The following is a 20,108-nucleotide window of genomic DNA, read 5'->3' as shown; positions in this document are numbered from 1 at the left end:
ATGGAAGCGACCCAGGTGACCTTCGGCGACGGTGTCGTCGATTACGCGGTCGAGAACGGCATCGCGACGATCACGATGAACCGCCCCGAGTATCACAACGCGCAGAACTCGAAGATGACGTATGCGCTCGACGCGGCGTTCCGGCGCGCGGCGCACGACGACGCGGTGAAGGCGATCGTGCTCGCGGGCGCGGGCAAGCATTTCTCGGCGGGCCACGACATCGGCACGCCGGGCCGCGACATCCACGAGTCGTTCGACCGCGCGTCGCTGTGGTACGACCATGTCGACAAGGAAGGCGGCGAATTCCTCTATGCCCGCGAGCAGGAGGTGTACCTCGGGATGTGCCGGCGCTGGCGCGACCTGCCGAAGCCGACGATCGCGATGGTGCAGGGCGCGTGCATCGCGGGCGGCCTGATGCTCGCGTGGGTGTGCGACCTGATCGTCGCGTCGGAGGATGCGTTCTTCGCCGATCCGGTCGTGCGGATGGGGATTCCGGGCGTCGAGTATTTCGCGCATGCGTACGAGCTGAACCCGCGCATCGCGAAGGAATTCCTGTTCCTCGGCGAGCGGATGCCGGCCGAGCGTGCGTACCAGATGGGGATGGTCAACCGCGTGGTGCCGCGCGAGCGGCTGCACGACGCAACCTACGCGATCGCCGCGAAGATCGCGACGATGCCGCGCCTCGGGCTCACGCTGACCAAGCAGGCGCTGAACCACGTCGAGGAACTGCAGGGCAAGCGCGCGGCGATGGATGCGGCGTTTGCATGGCATCACTTTGCGCATGCGCACAACGAACTGGTGAGCGGCGACCGTCTCGGCGGCTACGACGCACGCAGCATGGCCAGCTCGCAGCGCCAGCCGAACGGCGCGGACCGCAGCGACGCGCAGGCGCAGGCGCAGGCACCGGTTGCCGTCAACGGAGCCGCCGCATGAGCACGACGCTGCACACGCCTTTGTGCGACCTGCTCGGTTGCCGCTACCCGATCGTGCAGACCGCGATGGGCTGGGTGGCCGACGCGCGGCTCGTCGCGGCGACCGCCAACGCGGGCGGCTTCGGCTTCCTGGCCGGCGCGACGCTCGAGCCCGGGCAGGTCGAGGCCGAGATCCTGAAGGTGAAGTCGCTGACGGACCAGCCGTTCGGCATCAATTTCCACATGTTCCAGAAGAACGCGCAGCAGGTCGTCGAGCTCGCGATCAAGCACAAGCTGCGCGCGGTGAGCTACGGCCGCGGGCCCGATGCGAAGACGATCCGCCGCTTCAAGGATGCCGGCATCGTCTGCATGCCGACCGTCGGCGCGCCGAAGCATGCGGCGAAAGCGGTCGAACTCGGCGCGGACATCGTCACCGTGCAGGGCGCGGAAGGCGGCGGCCACACGGGATCGGTGCCGACCACGCTGCTGTTGCCGAAGGTGCTCGACGCGGTGCGCGTGCCGGTGGTTGCGGCCGGCGGCTTTTTCGACGGTCGCGGGCTGGCCGCCGCGCTCGCTTACGGCGCGGCCGGCATCGCGATGGGCACGCGCTTCCTGATGAGCGCCGAGTCGCCGGTGCCGCGCGAGACGCTCGAGCGCTACGTCGCGGTGGGCGACCCGGCGCGCATTCGCGTATCGGACGCGCTCGACGGGCTGCCGCAACGAATGATCGACAACCCGTACCTGCTGAAGCTCGAACGCTTCGGCCCGCTGCGCCGCACGTGGTTCGCGCTGAAGACCGCCGAAGCGTGGCGGCGCCAGAACGGCCTGAGCACGGGCGACATGCTCGGCCTCGCGATCAAGGCGCTGCGCTCGCACGACTACACCGCCAGCCAGACGCTGATGGCCGCGAACGCGCCGTTCCTGATCCAGCGCGCGATCGTCGAGGGCCGCCCGGATGAAGGCGTGCTGCCGAGCGGCCAGGCGGCCGCGATGATCGGCGCGATCGAATCCTGCGACGCATTGATCGCGCGGATCGTCGCGGAAGCCGGCGAGCGGCTCGACGCTCTGGCCGCATTGCGCGGCGCGGCGGCCGCACAGGCCGCGTGAACACCATCACAGGGAGGCAGATGAGATGACAGCATCCAACCAACCGGCCGGCGCGACGCCGTTCCGGATCGATCGCGCCGACGGCATCGCCGAACTGGTGATCGCCCATCCGCCCGTAAACGCACTCGACGCGCAGGGCTGGCACGCGCTCTCGCGTGCGCTCGACGCGCTCGGCGAGGACGACGACGTACGCGTGATCGTCGTGCGCGGCGAAGGGCGCGGCTTCTGCGCGGGCGTCGACATCAAGGAACTCGCCGCGCATCCGGAGCGGATCGTCGCCGTCAACGCGGGCAACTACGAGACGTTCCGTGCGGTGCACCGCAACCCGAAGCCGGTGATCGCGGCCGTGCACGGCTTCGTGCTCGGCGGCGGGATCGGCATTTGCGGCGCGGCTGACATCGTCGTCGCAGCCGACTGCGCGCGTTTCGGCGTGCCCGAGATCGACCGCGGCGCAATGGGCGGCGGCGCGCATCTGCAGCGTCTGTTCGGCGTGCAGAAGGTGCGCGCGATGTACTTCACCGGCGACATGATCGACGCGGCCGAAGCGTACCGCCTCGGTGCGGTCGAGCAGGTCGTGACGCGCGACACGCTGCGCGACGCGGCGCTCGCGATCGCCCGCAAGATCGCGGAGAAGAGCCCGGCGATGGTGCGGCTCGCGAAGGAAGCGCTGAACGGCGTCGAAGACGGCGATCTCGAGAGCAAGTACCGCTGGGAGCAGGGCTTCACGCTGCAGGCGTACATGACGAACGACTCGACGGAAGCGCGCGCCGCGTTCGTCGAGAAGCGCGATGCGCGTTTCGACGCGCAGGCGAGCGTCGAGGAGGCCCGCGCATGAACCTGACCTATACGCCGCAGCAACAGGCGTTTCGCGCGGAGATCCGCGCATGGCTCGCCGCGCACGTGCCGCGCGAGCGGCTGCCGAGCTTCGACACCGAGGAAGGCTTCGCCGCGCACCGCGCATGGGAGCGCACGCTGCACTCGGGCCGCTGGAGCATGGTCACGTGGCCGCGCGAGCTCGGCGGGCGCGGCTGCGACCTGATCGAGTGGCTGATCTTCGAGGAAGAGTACTGGCGCGCCGACGCGCCGATGCGCGTGAACCAGAACGGCATCTTCCTGCTCGGCCCGACGCTGATGGATTTCGGCACGGCGGAGCAGAAGGCGCGCTTCCTGCCCGCGATGGCGGCCGGCGAACACGTGTGGGCGCAGGGCTGGTCGGAGCCGAACGCGGGCTCGGACATGGCCGCGATCCGCACGACGGCTGCCCGCATCGGCGACGAATACGTGCTGAACGGCCAGAAGATCTGGTCGACGCGTGCGGTGTGGGCCGACTGGCTGTTCGGCCTGTTCCGCAGCGATCCCGAATCGTCGCGCCACCACGGGCTCACGTTCCTGATGGTGCCGCTGTCCGCGCCGGGCATCACGGTGCGGCCGATCCGCCAGCTGAACGGGCAGACGGGTTTCGCGGAAATCTTCTTCGACGACGTGCGCGTGCCGGCCGAGAACCGGCTTGCGGCCGAAGGCGCGGGCTGGCAGGTCGCGATGGCGACGGCCGGCTTCGAGCGCGGGCTGATGCTGCGTTCGCCGGCACGGTTCCAGCGCACCGCGCAGGCGCTGCGCGACCTGTATCTCGCGCACCGTGACAGCGCCGACCGCGATCCGACGCTGCGCGAGCGCGTCGTGCAGGCGTGGATGGATGCGCAGGCATACGCGTTGTCGACCTACGCGACCGCGAGCCGGCTGCTGAAGGGCGGCCATATCGGCGCGGAGTCGAGCACCAACAAGGTGTTCTGGTCTGAACTCGATTTGCGCATGCACCAGACCGCGCTCGACATCCTCGGCGCGCACGGCGAGGTCGTCCCGCAGACGGCCGCGCAGCACGCGACGCTCGGCCACTGGCTCGACGGCTTCCTGTTCGCCCAGGCCGGCACGATCTACGCGGGCACCAACGAGATCCAGCGCAACATCGTCGCCGAACGGATGCTCGGCATGCCGCGCGCGTAAGCGCGCCGGCGCCACCTTTACAGAACGGACATCGTATGGATTTCGTATTCGATGAAGACCAGGAAGCGCTCGCGGACAGCGTGAAGCGCCTGCTGATGACCGAGATGACGCCTGAGCTGATCCGCGAGCTGTGGGCCACGCCAACCGGGCGCTCGGACGACCTGTGGGCGCTGTTCGCGTCGCAGGGGCTGACGGCCGTGTCGGTGCCCGAGGCGTACGGCGGCCTCGGCCTGACCGAAGCGGAATGGGCGCTGCTCGCGCAGGCCTACGGCTATTTCGGCAGCCCCGAACCGTTGCTCGACACGGCGCTCGTGTCGGCCGGCGTACTGGCGCGGCTGCCGGCGAGCGACTGGCGCGACGCGCTGCTGCGCGACATCGCCGAAGGGCGCGCGCGCGTCGCGCTGGTGCATCCGGTGAACCCGTATGCGGCCGATGTCCACGTCGCGCAGACGCTGCTGTGCGAGCACCGCGGCGAATTGCACCGCGTCGACCCCGCGCAATGCGCCTGGCGTGCGGTCGACAGCGTCGACCCGTCGCGGCGGTTGTTCACGCTCGACTGGGAGCCGTCGGCGGCCACGCGCGTCGCGAGCGCCGACGCGGCCGCGCCGCTGCTGAATCGCGCGCTCGACCACGGCGCGTTCGCGGTCGCTGCGCAGTTGCTGGGCCTCACGCAGCGCGTGCTCGACGTCGCGATCGACTACAGCGCGCAGCGCAAGCAGTTCGGCAAGGCGATCGGGTCGTACCAGGCGCTCAAGCACCTGCTTGCGGACGTCGCGATCCGCTACGAGTTCGCCCGACCGGTGGTGGCACGCGCCGCACAGGCGATCGCCGACGACCACCCGCAGCGCGCGGTATTCGTGTCGCACGCGAAGCTCGCGGCGATGTCGGCGGCGCAGCTGGCCGCGCGCCATTCGATGCAGGTGCACGGTGCGATCGGCTACACGTGGGAGCTCGACCTGCAGATCTTCATGAAACGCATCTGGGCGCTCTCCGGCAGCTGGGGCGACAGCGCGTTCCACAAGGCCCGCGTGGCCGACGCGATTCTCGGCGACGCATTGCCGATCGGCCCCGCGCAGACCTTCGACTTCGAGGAAACGAACTGATGAAACAAGCCTATATCGTCGACGCGCTGCGCACGCCGACCGGCCGCCGCAAGGGCGGGCTCGCGCACGTGCATGCGGCCGACCTCGGCGGCTTCGTGCTGAAGACGCTGGTCGAGCGCAACGCGATTCCCGCCGATGAATACGACGACGTGGTGTTCGGCTGCGTCGACACGATCGGCCCGCTCGCGGGCAACATCGCGCGCACCTGCTGGCTCGCGGCCGGGCTGCCGCTGCAGGTGCCGGGCGTGACGGTCGACCGCCAGTGCGGCTCGTCGCAGCAGGCCGTGCACTTTGCCGCGCAGGCGGTGATGAGCGGGGTGCAGGACGTGGTGGTGGCCGGCGGCGTGCAGACGATGACGCAGATCCCGATCTCGTCCGCGATGACGAGCGCGGCGCCGCTCGGCTTCGACGACCCGTTCTCGGGCAGCACCGGCTGGCGCGCGCGCTTCGGCGATGCGCCGGTGTCGCAGTTCGTCGCCGCGCAGCGGATCGCCGATCACTGGAACCTGTCACGCGACGAGATGGAGCGGTATGCGCTCGAAAGCCATCGTCGCGCGGTGGCGGCGATCGAAGCCGGGCATTTCAGGCGGGAAATCGTGCCGCTCGAAGGCGTGATGCACGACGAGACGCCGCGCCCGGACACGTCGCTCGAAAAGATGGCGACGCTCGAACCGCTGATGCCGGGCGGCTCGCTGACGGCCGCCGTCGCGAGCCAGACCTGCGACGCGGCCGCCGCGCTGCTGATCGTGTCGGAGGATGCATTGAAGCGCTATGACCTCACGCCTCGCGCACGCATCCATCACCTGAGCGTGCTCGGCGACGATCCGTTGTGGATGCTCACCGCGCCGATTCCGGCGACGAAGGCCGCGCTGAAGAAGAGCGGCCTCGACTGGTCGCAGATCGACGTCGTCGAGATGAACGAGGCTTTCGCATCGGTCGCGCAGGCATGGCTCGCCGACACGCGTTTCCCGCACGAAAGGACCAACCCGAACGGCGGCGGCATCGCGCTCGGCCATCCGCTCGGCGCGACCGGCGCACGGCTGATGACGACGCTGCTGCACGAGCTGGAACGCACGGGCGGCCGCTACGGGCTGCAGACGATGTGCGAAGGCGGCGGCCTCGCGAACGTCACGATCATCGAGCGCCTGTGAGCGCGCCATCTTTCACGATCCACGAGGCATGAGCATGGGAATCTGTAACGGACGCACCGTCATCATCACCGGCGCGGGTGGCGGGCTCGGGCGCGAATACGCGCTGGCATTCGCGGCCGAAGGCGCGGCGGTCGTCGTCAACGACATCCGGCACGACGCCGCACAGGCGGTCGTCGACGAGATCGCGCAGCGCGGCGGTCGCGCGCTTGCCAATGCCGACGACATCACGCGCGTCGACACCGCGCAGCGTATCGTCGACGCGGCACACGCAGCATTCGGCGACATACACGTGCTCGTCAACAACGCGGGCATCTGCCGCGACAAGATGTTCACGAGCATGACGGAAACCGACTGGGACGACGTGATGCGCGTGCACCTGCGCGGCCACTTCTGCCTGTCGAACGTGCTGGCGCGCGTGTGGCGCGACGCGGCGAAAGCCGGCCATGCGGTCGACGCGCGGATCGTCAACACGAGTTCGGGCGCCGGGCTGCAAGGCTCGATCGGCCAGTCGAACTACGGCGCGGCGAAGGCGGGCATCGCCGCGCTCACGCTGATGCAGGCGGCCGAGCTGCAGCGCTACGGCGTGCGCGTGAACGCGCTCGCGCCGGCCGCGCGCACGTCGATGACCGAAGGCGTGTTCGCCGACATGATGAAGAAGCCCGAGGACGGCGGCTTCGACTACTTCGATCCGGCCAACGTCGCGCCGCTGGTCGTGTGGCTCGGCAGCGCGCTGTCGGCCGACGTGACGGGCCAGGTGTTCGAGGTCGCGGGCGGGATGATCGCGGTCGCCGAAGGCTGGCGCACCGGCCCGAGCGTCGATCGCGGCGCGCGCTGGGCGGCGGCCGAGGTCGGCCCGGCGGTCGCGCAGCTGCTCGCCGCTGCGCGCGCCGCGCAGCGCGTGTACGGGAGCTGAGAAATGGATCTGGCGCTCACCGACGAACAGGCGATGATCCGCGACGCAGCGGCCGACGTGCTCGCCGAACGCAGCGCGTCCGCCGACGTGCGCCGCGCGCTCGAGCAGTCGGCCGGCCGCGACGATGCGTTGTGGGCCGCGCTGGCAGGCGAGCTCGGCTGGAATGCGCTCGCATTGCCCGAGGCGGCCGGCGGGCTGGGGCTCGGTGCGGTCGAGCAGACGGTGCTGATGGAACAGCTCGGCCGACGCATTGCGTGCGTGCCGTATTTTTCGACGGCGTGCCTCGCGGCGACCGCGCTCGCAGGCTGCGCCGATACGCCGCAGGCAAACGGCTGGCTCGCGAAGATTGCCGAAGGTGCGTGCAGCGCGACGCTGGCGCTGCCGTTCGACCTGCCGGCCGGTGCGCGGCAACTGCCGGTCGTCGCGGAAGAAGCGGCTGGCGGTTATGCGCTGTCCGGCACGGTCGAACAGGTGATCGACGGCGCGCATGCCGACCTGCTGCTGGTGCCCGCGCGGATCGCGAACGAAGGGCAGTCGATCGGCTTGTTCGCGATCGATGTCGCGACGGCGTCGGGGCTCGACGTCACGCCGCTGGACTCGCTCGACGCCACGCGGCCGATCGCGCGGATCGTGCTCGACGAAGTCCGCGTGAACCGCGACGGGCTGTTCGCGTGCGGCAACGCGGCAGCACAGGTGCTGGAGCGCACCGCCTGGTTCGCAGCACTTGCGCTGGCCGCCGAACAACTCGGCGGCGCCCAGCAATGCCTCGACCTGACGCTCGACTATACGAGCCAGCGCGTGCAGTTCGGCCGCGCGATCGCGTCGTTCCAGGCGGTCAAGCACCGTTGCGCACAGATGATGGTGCTGATCGAGTCCGCGCGCTCGGCCGTGCTCGGAGCCGCACACGCGTGGGACGCGGAAGCCGGCGGCGCGACACCGAGCGACGCATTGCGCGCCGACATCGCCGCCGCGAAATCCGCCGCGAACGACGCGTATGCGTTCTGCGCACAGGAAGCGATCCAGCTGCATGGCGGCGTCGGCTTTACGTGGGAATACGATCCGCATCTCTATTTCAAGCGCGCACAGGCGTCGGGTGCGCAGTTCGGCAGCACGCCGCAACTGCTCGAATGGATCGCGTGTCATGCGATCGACGACGGCGCATCGGCTCGTGTCGAAGCGTTCGCACCGCCCGCCGCGGCGGCATCTCGTCCGTCGGCCGCACGCGCAGGAGCCCTGCAATGAACAGCGAGACGCGCGAACAGCAATTGCGGCACGAAGTGGCCGACTGGGTGCAATCGCACCTGACCGGCGACTTCGCATGCCTGAAATACCGCGGCGGCCCAGGCGACGAGGAAGCGTGGCCCGAGCTGCGCAAGGCGTGGGAGCAGGAACTGGCGAAGGGCGGCTGGACCGGGCTCGGCTGGCCGACGGACGCCGGCGGGCGCGGCTTCTCTGTTGCCGAACAGGTGATCTTCCACGAGGAATATGCACGCGCAGGCGGCCCCGGTCGGATGGGGCACATCGGCGAAGGGCTGCTCGGGCCGACGCTCGTCGCATGCGGCACCGACGACCAGCGCGCGCGCTTCCTGCCCGGCATCCTGGCGGGCACGCAGTTCTGGTGCCAGGGCTATTCGGAACCGGGCGCGGGTTCGGACCTGGCCAACGTGCGCACGCGTGCCGAACAGGATGCGGACGGCACGTGGCGCGTGGCCGGCCAGAAGGTCTGGACGTCGCTCGCACACGATTCCGACTGGATCTTCGTGCTCGCGCGTACCGACCCGGCGTCGAAGGGCAACAAGGGATTGTCGTTCCTGCTGATGCCGCTCGACCAGCCGGGCATCGAGATCCGGCCGATCAAACAGCTCAACGGCGGCGCCGAATTCAACGAAGTGTTCTTCGACGGCGCGCGAGCGCAAGCCCGCGACCTCGTCGGCGCACCCGGCGACGGCTGGGGGATCGCGATGACGCTGCTCGGCTTCGAGCGCGGGATGTCGACGCTCGGCCAGCAGATGCAGTTCGTCCGCGAGCTCGAATGGGTGATCGACGCCGCGCGCGAATCGGGCGCGGACCGCGACCCGGTGCTGCGCCAGCGGATCGGCCGCGCGTGGGCCGGGCTTCGCGTGATGCGCTACAACGCGCTGCGGATGCTGTCCGGCGCGGATGACACCGATGCCGGCGCCGGCACGCCGCTGCGTCGCGAGGCGCTGATCTACAAGTATTTCTGGTCGAACTGGCACCGCGACCTCGGCCAGCTCGCGATGGATGCACTGGGAGCCCGCGCGAACGTGATCGATCCGGCCGACGAAAAACTCACCCATCTGCAGCGCGTATTCCTGTTCTCCCGCGCGGACACGATCTACGCGGGCACCAACGAAATCCAGCTCAACATCATGGCCGAGCGCGGGCTCGGCATGCCGAGAGAACCGCGAGGTAACGCATGACCGAACCCCAGATCCAGAAAGCGCCGGCCTACGTGCCGGGCCACCAGCTGCTCGCCGGCAAATCCGTGCTGATCACGGCCGCCGCCGGTGCCGGCATCGGCTTCGCGGCCGCGCGCCGCTGCGCGGAAGAAGGTTGCCGCGCGCTGTTCATCTCCGACATCCACGAAAAGCGCCTCGAGCAGGCGGTCGAGACGCTGCGTGCCGAAACGGGGCTGCAACAGGTCTACGGCCGGCTGTGCAACGTCGCGGTCGAGGCCGACGTGCAGGCGCTGGTCGCGCAAGCGCAGGACCAGCTCGACGGCGTCGACGTGCTGATCAACAACGCCGGGCTCGGCGGCTCGACCCGCATCGTCGATATGGACGATGCCGAATGGTCACGCGTGATCGACATTAGCCTGACCGGGACGTTCCGGATGACGCGCGCGATGCTGCCGCACATGCAGGCCCGAGGCCGCGGCGCGATCGTCAACAACGCATCGGTGCTCGGCTGGCGCGCACAGGCGGAACAGGCGCACTACGCGGCCGCGAAGGCGGGCGTGATGGCGCTCACGCGCTGCGCGGCGCTCGAGGCGTCGCCATACGGCGTGCGCATCAACGCGGTCGCGCCGAGCATCGCGATGCACGATTTTCTGAAGAAGTCGGCCCCGGCCGACTTGCTGAATCAACTGGCGTCGCGCGAAGCCTTCGGGCGCGCCGCCGAAGTCTGGGAGGTCGCGAACGTGATGGTGTTCCTTGCAAGCGATTACGCGTCGTACATGACGGGCGAAGTGCTGTCGGTCAGCAGCCAGCACGCATGATGAGCACGACCCTCGACCTCGTGCTCGCGACGCCCCGCGTGTTCGCGCATCCCGGCGAACTGGCCGAGGCCGTCGGCGACACGCTCGGCGCGAGCGCATGGCTCGCGATCGAACAGATCCGCATCGACGGTTTCGCCGACGCAACGGGCGACCACCAATGGGTGCACGTCGACCCGGAGCGCGCGAAGGACGGTCCGTTCGGCGCGTGTATCGCGCATGGGTACCTGACGTTGTCGCTCGTCAATTACTTCCTGCCGCAGATCGTGCGGATCGACGGCGCGCGGCTCGGCGTCAACTACGGCTGCGACAAGATCCGTTTCCCCGCGCCGGTGAAGGTCGGTGCGCGTGTGCGCGGCGTCGGCGAGCTGCTGCGTGTCGAGCCGCTCGAGGGCGGCGTGCAGGCATGGATTCGCGTGACCGTCGAGATCGACGGCGAAGCGAAGCCCGGCTGCGTGGCCGACACGATCAGCCGCTATTACTTCTAGATTCAGAGAGCAGACACATGGAAGACGCAGTCATCGTTTCCGTTGCGCGCACGCCGATCGGCAAGGCGTTTCGCGGCATGTTCAACGATACCGAGGCGCCCGCATTGGGCGGCCACGTCGTGCGCACCGCACTCGAACGCGCGGGCGTCGCGCCAGCCGACGTCGACGACGTGCTGATCGGCTGCGCCGCGCAGCAGGGCACGCAGGGCTACAACATCGGCCGCCTGTCGGCCGCGGCGGCCGGGCTGCCAGCGTCGGTGCCCGGCATGGCGATCGACCGCATGTGCTCGTCGGGCCTGATGTCGATCGCGAGCGCCGCGCGCAGCATCGGCGCGGGCGACGCACGGATCGTCGTCGCGGGTGGCGTCGAGTCGATCTCGCTCACGCAGAACAAGCACAAGAACGTGTATCGCGCGCGCTCGCAGGCCGTGCTCGACCATCAGCCGGCTGCGTACATGGCGATGATGGAAACGGCCGAGATCGTGTCGCGCCGCTACGGGATCTCGCGCGCCGCACAGGACGAATTCGCGCTGCAGAGCCACCAGCGCACGGCCGACGCCCAGGCGGCCGGCCGCTTCGACGCGGAAATCGCGCCGCTCGACGTGCGGCGCGCGCTGTTCGACAAGGAAGGCAACCCGGCCGGTTACGAGGACGTGAATGCCGCGCGCGACGAAGGCGTGCGCGCCGACACGACGGCCGAGCGGCTCGCGGGGCTGAAACCGTCGTGGAGCGGCGGCAAGGTCGTCGAGCAGGGCGCGTTCGTCACGGCCGGCAATGCGTCGCAGCTGTCGGACGGCGCAGCGGCCGTGGTCGTGATGTCGCGCAGCGAGGCGGTGCGCCGTGGGCTGACGCCGCTCGGTGCGTTCCGCGGCCTCGCGGTGGCCGGCTGCGAGCCGGACGAGATGGGCATCGGCCCCGTGTTCGCGATTCCGAAGCTGCTGGCTCGCTTCGGGATGACCGTCGGCGACATCGGGCTGTGGGAGCTGAACGAGGCATTCGCGTGCCAGGCGCTGTACTGCCGCGACACGCTCGGCATTCCCGACGACCGGCTGAACGTCGATGGCGGAGCGATCGCGCTCGGCCATCCGTTCGGGATGTCGGGTACGCGGATGACGATGCACGCGCTGCTCGAAGGCGCGCGGCGCGGCGTGCGGCACGCGGTCGTGACGATGTGCATCGGCGGCGGGATGGGTGCCGCCGCGCTGTTCGAAGTCGGCGCGTAGCGGCACGCGGACGGGCCGCGGTGTTCAGGCTGCCCGCCATTCAGGACCATTCGAGGCCGCGGCAACGACCGAAGGCCCGGAGCCTTGCAGGCGACGACGGTAAGTGCGATGGCGCGAACCGTCGTCGAACGCAGACACAGGAGACAAGCGATGAAACGAACTTTGCCCGGACTCGCGATGTCGGCGCTCGTGCTCGGCGCCGCGCTGTTCGCGTTTTCGCCGCGCCCGCTGCCGGCGTTCCCGGTCACCGCGATCCATGCGGACCGGCTGCAGGTCAACGGGCTCGCCCGGGCCGGCGCGCGCATCGCCGCGGTCGGCGAACGCGGCGTGATCCTGCTCAGCGACGACGCGGGCGCCCACTGGCGGCCGGCCGCGATCACACCCGGCCAGGCATCGACGCTCACGCAGGTGCGCTTCATCACGCCGACGCTCGGCATCGCGGTCGGCCACGACGGCAGGATCGTGCGCAGCGACGACGCCGGCCTGCACTGGCGCGAAGTGCACACGGACCACGCCCATTCCGATCCGCTGCTGTCCATATGGGGCACGGCCGACGGCCCGCTGTTCGCGGCCGGCAGCTTCGGCCAGCTGCTGCGCTCGGACGATGCGGGCCTGAACTGGCAGACCGTGAAGACGCCGGCCGGCGATCGTCACCTGAACGCGATCGTCGGCGACGGCCACGGCACCCTGCTGGTCGCGGGCGAGAGCGGCACGCTGCTGCGCTCGACCGACAACGGCGCGACGTGGGACAAGCTGCCGTCGCCGTACGCCGGTTCGCTGTTCGGCGCACTGATGCTCGCGAACGGCGACTGGGTCGCGTACGGGATGCGCGGCAACGTGGTGCGCAGCACCGATCGCGGCGCGACCTGGACGCACGTCGACAGCCACGTGCCGGTGTCGTACTTCGGCGCGACCCAGCTCGCCGACGGCGAACTCGTGCTGGTGGGCCAGGGCGGCGCGATCGTCGCGTCGCGCGACGGCGGGCTGACCTTCGACGTGCGCAAGCTCGGCGGCGTGCAGAGCCTCGCGGCCGTGCTCGACATGGGCCACGGCGCGCTGCTGCTCGGCGGCGAGGCCGGCGTTGCGCCGCTCGCCGGCGCGGTTGCGTCAAGCCCGTCCTGACGCGCGGCCGTCCTGCTGCCTGCTCCCGTTCGTTTCGCATCGACAAGAGAATTCCATGAACGACCTGTCACGCTCCCCTGAAGCCGTTCCCGCGTCGCGCCTCGCCGCGTTCGTCGAGCGCTGCGCCGACACGATCATCCGCCGGCGCAAGCTGCTGATGCTGCTGTGCGTCGCGGTGACGCTCGCGCTCGGGCTGTCCGCGACGCGCCTGAAGCTCGATCCGGGCTTCAACAAGATGATCCCGATGCAGCACCCGTACATGCAGGTGTTCGACCGCTATGCGGGTGCGTTCCCCGGCGCGAACACGATCCTCGTGAGCCTGCGCTGGAAGGGCGACGGCGATATCTACAACCAGACGTTCATGGACGCGCTGCGCCATGCGACCGACGACGTGTTCTTCATCCCCGGCGTGAACCGCTCGCGCGTGTTCTCGCTGTTCACGCCGAACGTCCACTACACGGAAGTGACCGAGGCCGGCTTTCGTGGCGACGTGGTCGTGCCGGGCCAGTTCTCGAGCGCGAACCCGGACGATCTCGGGAAGGTGCGCCGCAACGTCGCGCGTTCCGGGCAGATCGGCCGCCTCGTCGGCAACGACCTGAAGTCGGCGCTGATCCGCGCGGAGCTGCGCGAGACGGACCCGGCCACCGGCAAGCGGCTCGACTACAGCGCGGTCGCGCGCCAGCTCGAGGAAATCCGCGCGCGCTACGCGAAGCAGGGCATCGACGTGAACATCATCGGCTTCGCGAAGCTGGTGGGCGACGTCGAAAACGGCATCGCGGGCGTGATGGCGTTCTTCGCGCTCGCGTTCCTCGTGACGGCCGCGCTGCTGTTTGCGTACACACGCTCGTTGAAGACCACCGTGCTGGCGCTCGTCGTCGCGCTGCTGCCGGTCGTGTGGCTCCTCGGCGCGCTGCCGCTGCTTGGCCTCGGCATCGACCCGATGTCGATCCTCGTGCCGTTCCTGATTTTCTCGATCGGCGTGTCGCACGCCGTGCAGATGACCAACGCGTGGAAGCAGGCGCTGGTGCGCGGCGCGTCGTCGGTCGATGCCGCGCGCGACGCGTTCCGCAAGCTGTTCGTGCCGGGTACGGTCGCGCTGCTGACCAACGCGCTCGGCTTCATGGTGATCATGCGGATCAGGATCGACATCGTGCGCGAGCTCGGCATCACCGCGTGCCTCGGCGTGCTGCTGATGATCGTGACGAACAAGGTGTTCCTGCCGATCCTGCTGTCGTACACGCGCCTCGAGCGCGGCACGCTGGCGCGTGCGCAGCGCACCGCGGCGGCCGGCGGCAGCCCGATGTGGTCGCGCTTCGCGGTGTTCGCACGGCCGGCGCCGGCGCTCGGCGTGTTCGCGGTGGCGCTCGCGCTGCTCGCGTACGGCACGCTCGAATCGCGCAAGCTGGAGATCGGCGACATCGGCACCGGTGCGCCTGAACTGCGCGCGAACTCGCGCTACAACGTCGACAACGCGGCGATCACGCACCAGTACAACATCGGCGTGGACGTGCTGTCGGTGATCGTCGAGACGACCGGCTTCGACGATGCGTGCCTCCATTACCCGGTGATGAGCGCGATCGAGAAGTTCGAGATGAACATGCGCGGCGTGGCCGGCGTGCAGTCGGTGACGAGCGTGTCGTCGCAGGGCAAGGTGTTCATCGCCGCGTTCAACGAGGGCAACCCGCGCTGGGCCGCGCTGCCGCGCTCCAGCGACGGCCTCACGCAGGGTTCCAACGCGTTCGACCCCGACAACGGGATGAACACCGCGAACTGCAAGGCGATCCAGGTGCTGATCTACACGAAGAACCACGAAGGCACGACCATCGCGCACATCGTCGACGAGATCAAGCGCTTCGCGGCCGAGAACCCGACGCCGAACGTCGCGTTCCGGCTCGCGGGCGGCAACGTCGGCGTGATGGCCGCGACCAACGAGGCGGTCGGCGACGCGGAGATCGCGATGCTGCTGTCGATCTTCGGCGCGATTGCGCTGCTCTGCGCGGTCACGTTCCGCTCGTGGCGCGCGGTGCTGTGCATCATCGTGCCGCTCACGCTCGTGTCGATCCTGTGCAATGCGGTGATGGCGCGCCTCGGCATCGGGCTGAAGGTCGCGACATTGCCGGTGATCACGCTCGGCGTGGGCGTGGGTGTCGACTACGGGATCTACCTGTACGAGCGCCTGCAGCACGACATCCGCCACGGCGCGACGCTGCCGGATGCCTTCGCCGACGCGATGCGCCAGCGCGGCACGGCGGGGCTGTTCACGGCCGTCACGATGTTCATCGGCGTCGGTACCTGGGCGTTCTCCGCGTTGAAGTTCCAGGTCGACATGGGCGTGCTGCTCGCGTTCATGTTCCTCGTGAACCTGTTCGGCGCGGTGTTCCTGCTGCCCGCGCTCGCCGCATGGCTCGGCGTCGAGCAGGCCGAGCGCCGTGTGCCGCACCAGCAGCAGCCGTCGCCGGCGGCTCCGGCGCCGCTGGAGCCGTCGCCCGCGCTCGAATCCGGCAACCCGATGCGCTGACCGGCGCGCCCATTCCCCCCGCGCGCGGCCGGCCGCCGCGCGCTCTCCACAAGAGGAGTCAACCCACATGTCCGCACGCCCTTACAAGATCGAAGCCCAGCCGCTCGCGCAGCGCTATGCGCGCGGCTGGCACTGCCTCGGGCTCGCCCGCGATTTCAAGGACGGCAAGCCGCACACGCTGAACGCCTTCGGCCGCAAGCTCGCCGCGTTCGCCGATTCGACCGGCAAGGTCAACATCGTCGACGCGTATTGCCCGCACATGGGCGCCGACCTGAGCCTCGGCACGGTGCAGGGCGACCACCTCGTGTGCCCGTTCCACGGCTGGGCGTGGAGTGGCGAGGGGCAGTGCGCATCGATCCCGTACTGCAAGCGGATCCCGCCGAAGGCGCGCATCGGCGCATGGCCGACCTGCGAGGAAAACAACCTGCTGTTCGTGTGGAACGACCCGGAAGGCAACGCGCCGCCGCCGGAGGTCGCGATTCCGCGCCTCGACGTGTGCTTCTCCGACGAATGGTCGGACTGGGTCGTCGACAAGATGGTGATCCAGGCCAACTGCCGCGAGCTGGTCGACAACATCTCGGACGTCGCGCACTTCGCGACCGTGCACCGCGCGCCGATCGACTATTTCGCGAACCTGTTCGAGGATCACAAGGCGACGCAACTGATGGTCGGCCGCAGCGAAAAGCTCGGCGGCGACGCCCTGACCGCGCTGTCGACGTATTTCGGGCCGGCCGTGCACATCACGCAGATGACGGGGCAGAGCGGCGGGCAGCCGATCCACTCGGTGCTGCTGAACTGCCATGTGCCGATCGACATGAACAGCTTCGAGCTGCGCTACGGCGTGATCGTGAAGAAGGTGCCCGGGCTGACCGACGCGCAGAACATGGAGATCGCGAACGCGTACGTGAAGGAAGCGCAGCGCGCGTTCTACGAGGACGTCGACATCTGGCACAGCAAGACGCGGATCGACAACCCGCTGCTGTGCGAAGGCGACGGGCCGCTGTACCAGATGCGCGACTGGTATTCGCAGTTCTACCTGGACGTGGCGGACGTGCGGCCGACGAGCGTCGCCCGCAAGGCGTTCGAGATGCGGATTCGCGAAGGTGACGCGCCCCCGGCGCTGCATCACGTGTTCGAGCCGCAGTGAAAACGCGGCGGCCCGGCCGAAAAAGGGGGGCGTATCGAAATGCTTCCCGTCGGCCGGCAACGCCCGCCGCGTAAGGCGCACGCGGCGGGCATGCTTGTGCATCGCATCAAAAAGACTTGACGAAGCGGCCACTAGCGCGTAGTGTCCATGACCGAAGTGTTCAAGAAGTTCGATTGCTCATCATTGGCCGCACTCCGTGCGGCGGTCGTTGGTCTCTCCCTCTTTTGATTCTTTCTGTGCCCTTCACGGGCGCATGTTCAATCATTCGTCATTTGTATTAAGGAAGTAATTGTGGATACCGGTACCGTCAAGTGGTTCAACGAAACCAAGGGCTTTGGTTTCATCTCCCCTGACAACGGCGGCGACGATCTGTTCGCCCATTTCTCCGAAATTCGCGGCACGGGCTTCAAGACCCTGGCCGAAGGCCAGAAGGTCAGCTTCGAAGTGAAGCGCGGCCCGAAGGGTCTGCAAGCGTCGAACATCACGCCGCAGTAAGTCGCATCGGCAACGGCCGCCAATTGGTGGCCGCTGCCGGCTGGATTGGCGCGCAGGGCGCCGCTTTGGCGGCAGCCGGCGCGTTTCCGATGCGCACGACCGATGCATCGCGACATCCACGATGCATCGGTCGTGACGCCTCCCTCATCGCATGCGTGACCCGCGTGCGACGCAACGCCTTCGTGAAGCGCCTGCCGTTTCGCGAGCGCATCACCGCTTCAACGCATCAACCCGAGCAGACCGCCGCCATGCCGTAGCAGGCGCGGTCCCGACTTTGCGCGGCGCTCCATGCGCCGCCGCCACCGACCGCCTGAACGCCGTAACGCGCCGGGCTCCGATCGCAAGACAGGCCCTGGGCCTGTCTGAACGAACCGATCCCCGGCAGCCTGCCGGCCGCCGTCCCGTTGTGGGGCACGGCGCCGGGCAGATCGCCGCGGCCGCGGTCAATTACCTTGTCTGGAGGAATTGGTTTGGCAAAAGAAGAACTGCTGGAACTGGACGGAATCGTCGACGAAGTGCTGCCGGACAGCAAATACCGTGTCACGCTGGAAAACGGCGTCGTGGTCGGCGCGTACGCGTCGGGCCGCATGCGCAAGAACCACATCCGCATTCTCGCGGGTGACCGTGTGACGCTGGAACTGTCGGTCTATGACCTCACCAAGGGTCGCATCAACTTCCGTCACAAGGACGCGAATTCCCCGCGTCCGCAGCGCAGCGGCCAACCGCGCCGTTAAGCGCGGCAACGATCGGCGCGGGCATGCAGCACTGCCTCGCCGATCGAATCCTGTCCGGCCGACGAGGCCGGACGAGCCGGGTGGACGACACATCGCGTGCCGTCCGCCGGCCGCCGGCATCGTCATGCCGTGGCGGCCCACACCGCCTTCACCGGCCGCCGCGCGTGCACAACGCTCAGGCGGCCGCGTCCCGCAGGAAATCCTCGACGATCATCGCGAAATACGGCGGACATTCCTGCATCGGGTAATGCCCGCAATTCGGTATCGTCACGAGCCGCGCGTTCGGATGCCACGCGAGGAACGTCGCCTGCATCGCCGCTGCGTCGAGCCCCGGATCCTTGTCGCCGACGATCACCAGGAAACGCGTGTCGAGCCCGCGGATGTCGTCGACGAAATCCGTGCCGGTCAGCATGTCGAGATACGCGAGCCGGCACTCCGGCGCCACACGCTCGCGGTTCTGCCGCAGTTTCACGTCGGCCCAGCGCGCCGACAATCCCCCCGTCACGAATCGCACGAGCCGGCGAAACGCATCGTCATCGACGGTCGTGCTCGCGAAGAAGGCACGTGCGTCGTCGTTCAGGCGATTGCCGGCCGCCGACACCGGGCACACGGCGATCGCGCTCGTGACGCGCGATGGCGCGTCGGCGGCGAGCCGTTGCGTCGCCATGCCGGTCATCGAATGGCCGATCACGTGAAAGCGCTGCCAGCCGAGACGATCGGCGAGCGCCAGGCAGTCGGCCGAGATTTCGTCGACGGTACAGGCACCGCTCAGGTGGATGGATTCGCCGTAGCCGCGCAGGTCGACGAACACGTACGTGAACGCCGCTTCGTCGAGATACGGCAGCAGCACCGTGTAGTTCGTGCGGTCGCCGAGCCAGTCGTGCAGGACCATCACGCATTCGGGGCCGGTGCCGTGCTGCAGGTAGCCGAGGCCGCCATTCGGGCCGGAGGCGAGGATGTCGATACGGTTCATTTCAAGGGGTTTCCTTTTGGTTGGCGGAACCAAAACGAAACGCCCTCCCGGCGGACCGGGAGGGCGTCTTGAAAGTGCATCGATCGTATCGGGCCGCTCGGTGAAAGTCAACGCTCAGAGCGCCATCCCGCCCGACACCTCGATGCGCTGCGCATTGACCCAGCGGTTGTCGTCCGACAGCAGCGACGCGATCATCGGCCCGATGTCGTCGGGCTCGCCCGCGCGGCCGAGCGCCGTCCATTCCGCGACGCGCCGGTTGACTTCGGGGTTGTCGCGCACCATCCCGCCGCTGAAGTCGGTTGCCACCGCGCCCGGCGCGACGACGTTCACCGCGATGCGGCGCGGGCCGAGCTCCTGGGCCAGATAGCGCGTCAACACCTCGACCGCCCCCTTCATCGACCCGTACGCCGCGCTGCCCGGCATGGCGACGCGCGTGAGGCCCGACGACACGTTCACGATGCGGCCGCCGTCGCGGATCAGCGGCAGCAGCGCTTGCGTGAGGAAGAACACGCCCTTGAAGTGCACGCGATAGAGCGCATCGAGATCGGCTTCCGTCGTTTCGGCGATCGGCGCGTGATGCGACGTGCCTGCATTGTTGACGAGGAAATCGAACCGGTCGGCGCCCCAACTGGCCAGCGCTTCGCGGAGCTGCCCGGCGAAGCGGTCGAACGTCGCGCTGTCGCCCGTATCGAGCGGCAGCGCGATCGCCGCCTGCCCGGCGTCGGCGGCCAGCGCGACGACGTGATCGGCCTCGGTGCGATTCGAGTGATAGGTGAAGATCGCGCGCACGCCGCGCTGCGCGAGATGCAGCACCGTATTGCGGCCAAGCCCGCGGCTACCGCCGGTGACGACGGCGATTTTCGGGGTGGAAGGTTGGGATTGCGTTGCGGTCATGCTGGGCTCCTGATCGAAGTCGGTGACGAACAGCGCCAAGCGTACGGTGGCGGCTGCCGCGCCTGAATGCCGGAACCGGCCGCGTTCTTGCCT

At 68.9% G+C, this 20,108-nt stretch carries 19 protein-coding genes; 17 read left to right on the top strand and 2 right to left on the bottom strand.

What is annotated here, in order from left to right; all coding sequences use genetic code 11:
- From LXE91_RS18870 to infA, 17 genes are all read left to right on the top strand, one after another.
- Positions 1 to 933 (top strand): enoyl-CoA hydratase, encoded by a 933-nt coding sequence (locus tag LXE91_RS18870; protein WP_039350867.1) that lies wholly within the window; start codon positions 1 to 3, stop codon positions 931 to 933.
- Positions 930 to 2,018, top strand: a complete 1,089-nt coding sequence (locus LXE91_RS18865; RefSeq protein ID WP_039350864.1) for an NAD(P)H-dependent flavin oxidoreductase — start codon at positions 930 to 932, stop codon at positions 2,016 to 2,018. Before LXE91_RS18870 ends, LXE91_RS18865 begins: the two co-directional genes overlap by 4 nt.
- A 25-nt stretch (positions 2,019 to 2,043) precedes the next feature.
- Positions 2,044 to 2,853, top strand: coding sequence for an enoyl-CoA hydratase family protein (locus LXE91_RS18860; protein ID WP_039350861.1), 810 nt, complete (start codon positions 2,044 to 2,046; stop codon positions 2,851 to 2,853).
- On the top strand, positions 2,850 to 4,019 hold the full coding sequence (locus LXE91_RS18855) for an acyl-CoA dehydrogenase family protein (protein WP_039350858.1): 1,170 nt from the start codon (positions 2,850 to 2,852) through the stop codon (positions 4,017 to 4,019). The genes LXE91_RS18860 and LXE91_RS18855 overlap by 4 nt, the downstream gene beginning before the upstream one ends.
- 35 nt (positions 4,020 to 4,054) lie before the next feature.
- Complete coding sequence (locus LXE91_RS18850; RefSeq protein WP_039350855.1) at positions 4,055 to 5,122, top strand: acyl-CoA dehydrogenase family protein; 1,068 nt, start codon at positions 4,055 to 4,057, stop codon at positions 5,120 to 5,122.
- Positions 5,122 to 6,273, top strand: coding sequence for an acetyl-CoA C-acetyltransferase (locus LXE91_RS18845; protein ID WP_039350853.1), 1,152 nt, complete (start codon positions 5,122 to 5,124; stop codon positions 6,271 to 6,273). Before LXE91_RS18850 ends, LXE91_RS18845 begins: the two co-directional genes overlap by 1 nt.
- A gap of 34 nt (positions 6,274 to 6,307) precedes the next feature.
- A complete protein-coding gene (locus LXE91_RS18840; RefSeq protein WP_278068153.1) occupies positions 6,308 to 7,186 on the top strand; it encodes an SDR family oxidoreductase in 879 nt (292 codons plus the stop codon).
- Positions 7,187 to 7,189: 3 nt separating this feature from the next.
- Entirely contained in the window at positions 7,190 to 8,428 is a 1,239-nt protein-coding gene (locus LXE91_RS18835) for an acyl-CoA dehydrogenase family protein (RefSeq protein ID WP_039350848.1), read from the top strand.
- Positions 8,425 to 9,627 carry an acyl-CoA dehydrogenase family protein gene (locus LXE91_RS18830; RefSeq protein WP_039350844.1) on the top strand — a complete coding sequence of 401 codons (1,203 nt, stop codon included), beginning with the start codon at positions 8,425 to 8,427 and terminating at the stop codon, positions 9,625 to 9,627. Before LXE91_RS18835 ends, LXE91_RS18830 begins: the two co-directional genes overlap by 4 nt.
- A complete protein-coding gene (locus tag LXE91_RS18825; RefSeq protein WP_039350841.1) occupies positions 9,624 to 10,424 on the top strand; it encodes an SDR family oxidoreductase in 801 nt (266 codons plus the stop codon). The genes LXE91_RS18830 and LXE91_RS18825 overlap by 4 nt, the downstream gene beginning before the upstream one ends.
- The gene (locus LXE91_RS18820) at positions 10,424 to 10,909 is read left to right on the top strand and encodes a MaoC family dehydratase (RefSeq protein ID WP_039351242.1); all 486 of its coding nucleotides are present in this window, start codon (positions 10,424 to 10,426) and stop codon (positions 10,907 to 10,909) included. The genes LXE91_RS18825 and LXE91_RS18820 overlap by 1 nt, the downstream gene beginning before the upstream one ends.
- A gap of 17 nt (positions 10,910 to 10,926) precedes the next feature.
- The gene (locus LXE91_RS18815; RefSeq protein ID WP_039350837.1) at positions 10,927 to 12,132 is read left to right on the top strand and encodes an acetyl-CoA C-acyltransferase; all 1,206 of its coding nucleotides are present in this window, start codon (positions 10,927 to 10,929) and stop codon (positions 12,130 to 12,132) included.
- Positions 12,133 to 12,282: 150 nt separating this feature from the next.
- Positions 12,283 to 13,254 (top strand): WD40/YVTN/BNR-like repeat-containing protein, encoded by a 972-nt coding sequence (locus LXE91_RS18810; protein WP_039350834.1) that lies wholly within the window; start codon positions 12,283 to 12,285, stop codon positions 13,252 to 13,254.
- Positions 13,255 to 13,309: 55 nt separating this feature from the next.
- Positions 13,310 to 15,772 carry an efflux RND transporter permease subunit gene (locus LXE91_RS18805; RefSeq protein WP_039350832.1) on the top strand — a complete coding sequence of 821 codons (2,463 nt, stop codon included), beginning with the start codon at positions 13,310 to 13,312 and terminating at the stop codon, positions 15,770 to 15,772.
- Positions 15,773 to 15,839: 67 nt separating this feature from the next.
- Positions 15,840 to 16,919 (top strand): 3-ketosteroid-9-alpha-monooxygenase, oxygenase component, encoded by a 1,080-nt coding sequence (locus LXE91_RS18800; RefSeq protein WP_039350830.1) that lies wholly within the window; start codon positions 15,840 to 15,842, stop codon positions 16,917 to 16,919.
- A 291-nt stretch (positions 16,920 to 17,210) separates the two neighbouring features.
- Positions 17,211 to 17,414: a cold-shock protein gene (locus LXE91_RS18795; RefSeq protein WP_006483056.1), complete on the top strand. Its 204-nt coding sequence runs from the start codon at positions 17,211 to 17,213 to the stop codon at positions 17,412 to 17,414.
- 470 nt (positions 17,415 to 17,884) lie between these two features.
- Complete coding sequence (gene infA / locus LXE91_RS18790) at positions 17,885 to 18,148, top strand: translation initiation factor IF-1 (protein ID WP_039350804.1); 264 nt, start codon at positions 17,885 to 17,887, stop codon at positions 18,146 to 18,148.
- Between the two features lie 175 nt (positions 18,149 to 18,323).
- On the opposite strand, the gene LXE91_RS18785 is transcribed toward infA, so the two are convergent.
- Both LXE91_RS18785 and LXE91_RS18780 read right to left on the bottom strand, forming a co-directional pair.
- On the bottom strand, positions 18,324 to 19,121 hold the full coding sequence (locus tag LXE91_RS18785) for an alpha/beta fold hydrolase (RefSeq protein ID WP_039350800.1): 798 nt from the start codon (positions 19,119 to 19,121) through the stop codon (positions 18,324 to 18,326).
- Between the two features lie 114 nt (positions 19,122 to 19,235).
- A complete protein-coding gene (locus LXE91_RS18780; protein WP_039351239.1) occupies positions 19,236 to 20,015 on the bottom strand; it encodes an SDR family NAD(P)-dependent oxidoreductase in 780 nt (259 codons plus the stop codon).
- Between the last annotated feature and the right edge of the window lie 93 nt (positions 20,016 to 20,108).

Source organism: Burkholderia contaminans, assembly GCF_029633825.1.
GTDB lineage: Bacteria > Pseudomonadota > Gammaproteobacteria > Burkholderiales > Burkholderiaceae > Burkholderia > Burkholderia contaminans.
The sequence above is the reverse complement of the archived record's forward strand: the minus strand, read 5'-3'. Positions and strand labels throughout refer to the sequence as shown.